At 49.4% G+C, this 2,063-nt stretch carries 4 protein-coding genes; 1 reads left to right on the top strand and 3 read right to left on the bottom strand.

Translation table 11 applies throughout. The features are described from left to right. Nucleotides 1-251: 251 nt before the first annotated feature. The 3 genes from C5687_RS24040 to mgrB all read right to left on the bottom strand — a co-directional run bounded on the left by C5687_RS24040 (nucleotide 252) and on the right by mgrB (nucleotide 1,773). Nucleotides 252-1,241, bottom strand: coding sequence for an MBL fold metallo-hydrolase (locus C5687_RS24040; RefSeq protein WP_104558218.1), 990 nt, complete (start codon nucleotides 1,239-1,241; stop codon nucleotides 252-254). A 23-nt stretch (nucleotides 1,242-1,264) separates the two neighbouring features. Continuing rightward, complete coding sequence (locus tag C5687_RS24035) at nucleotides 1,265-1,555, bottom strand: YebO family protein (protein ID WP_104558216.1); 291 nt, start codon at nucleotides 1,553-1,555, stop codon at nucleotides 1,265-1,267. A gap of 74 nt (nucleotides 1,556-1,629) precedes the next feature. Then, on the bottom strand, nucleotides 1,630-1,773 hold the full coding sequence (gene mgrB, locus C5687_RS24030; protein WP_006175995.1) for a PhoP/PhoQ regulatory lipoprotein MgrB: 144 nt from the start codon (nucleotides 1,771-1,773) through the stop codon (nucleotides 1,630-1,632). Between the two features lie 160 nt (nucleotides 1,774-1,933). On the opposite strand from mgrB, the gene C5687_RS24025 reads away from it, so the two are divergent. After that, nucleotides 1,934-2,063: YobH family protein (locus tag C5687_RS24025; protein WP_238380518.1), on the top strand; the 130-nt coding region annotated here is incomplete at its 3' end.

Genomic DNA, 2,063 nt, shown 5'->3' with positions numbered 1-2,063 from the left:
CTTAGAACAATTTGTGAAAAGTTATGCTTAAATCATTGTAACGCGACCAAATTGTTTCAGGGAAAAAACCGTGTTAATAATCTGCCCGCTGCTGTATTAAAATGCACCAGGTTATAAACAGCGTTATGCACCAAAATAATGAAATTTTTATGACGCTGCATCAAAAGAAGGCAAGCAAAACGTTTCGATAAAAATAAAACAATCTCACGCACCCGTTTATACAGAATATATGCTCAAACCTGTCGCTTCGTTTATAAGGATAAATATTCACCAATTTTCAATATTCTGAAGGAATGGTTAACTGGTGCTAAATTATCCAGCACAGTAATTAACTCCTGCACGGGTTCATCCAGCGCTTCATCCGCCAGTTCAAACACGCCCCAGTGAATGGGAAACGCCAGTGGAGACCCCAGCTGCTGCCATAACGCCACTGCCGATTGCGGATCCATATGATGGACAGCCATGAACCATCTTGGGGCATAGGCACCAATCGGTAATGCGGCCACATCAACCGGCCCCAGACGTTCCGGTATCAACAGCAGTTCAGGAGAATACCCGGTGTCTCCGCTGAACCAGAAACGGTGGTGTCGTCCTTCCATGACCCAGCCGCACCATAACGAGCGATTGCGGTTCCACGGCGTGCGCATACTCCAGTGCTGCGCCGGTACAGCGGTAAGCGTCATTCCCTGCCAGGTGAAACTTTGCCACCAGTCGAGTTCAACCACCTGTTTTGCTCCCCGACGGCGAAACCAGGCAGCCAGGCCAAGAGGAACAAAGAGCTGCACATTGGGAAAACGCCTGAGAATACGGCGAATGGTCGCGTCATCAAGATGATCGTAGTGATTATGGGAGATGATGACCGCATCAAGTTGCTGAAGTTTGTCGACAGACAGTGCGGGAGGCGTCCTGCGCTGTGGTCCGAGAAAAGGAAGCGGAGAAGCACGCCGTGAAAATACCGGGTCGGTCAGGAGGATATTGCCGTCCATCTGCAGCAACACGCTCGCATGCCCCAGCCACCATACGCCATCTTCATGCGGTTGCGTCAGCACAGCGGGTTGCCACCACTGGCGGATAAAATTGTCATAACCCAGTGTGGGCGGTTTCGGTAGACCGGCCTCTTTACGCGCTTTACGCCAGCGGTCCAGGTCGCCGGGCTGATGTCCACCAGGTTGGGTATTACGAAAACCGTTTGGGGTGTGATGATTCAGGGAGGGGTCATACCAGGGATTTTTCCAGACCACGGCCACCTCCCAACGCAAAAAGATTAACGCTCAGCCACCAGGCGGATAAAGTCGTCTTCGTCTTTCTTGTCTTCAACAACCGCGTCTTTCGGCGCGTCTTTCTCTTCCGGTTCGTTCGCTTCACACAAACGGCGAAGCAACGCATTCTGGCGCTTTTGCTGATCGAGCAGCGCTTCCAGCAGTTCGATCTGCTCGTTCGTACGTGAACTGGCGCGGTTCACGAAAAACCAAACGACCAGGCCCACAAGCAGCACCACCAAAGACATCATCAGGGATGCCATATTCAGCAGCCCTGAATTCAGTAACTCACCCATTTCACCACCTCAATAAAAACGTCTATTTTACCACTGGCGCGAAGGAAGGAAATCACCTTGAGAAAAAATGCGTATTACCACGGAATAAACTTATTGATTGCGCAAACGCCGCTAAAAAACTGTACATCCTGATCGCACATCACATTGATAGTCTGCGTCCATAACACCACGCACGCTATCAGCACGATAATCAGAATCACCCAGCGTATTTTTTTCACTCCACACTCCGTTTAAAGACCTAATGCCACCAGGTTAACACGCTTATCTTAAACAAGGGCTAACTGTACCGCCATCACCCCTTTTTAAGAATTCTGCACTTGTTTCAGAGCGTAAACCGTTTAGGCTGAATGTATGATAACAACGATAAAAGAGGTAATGATGCGATTAATCATTCGAACAATTATTGCACTGGCCGTCGTCTGGACGGGTCTTCTGTTAACGGGTTATGGCGTGCTCGCGGGAAGCAACGAAAATGCAGCCGGACTCGGCATTCAATGTAAATACTTAA

Origin of the sequence: Enterobacter sichuanensis (genome assembly GCF_002939185.1) — a bacterium.
GTDB classification, from domain to species: Bacteria; Pseudomonadota; Gammaproteobacteria; order Enterobacterales; family Enterobacteriaceae; genus Enterobacter; species Enterobacter sichuanensis.
The sequence above is the reverse complement of the archived record's forward strand: the minus strand, read 5'-3'. Positions and strand labels throughout refer to the sequence as shown.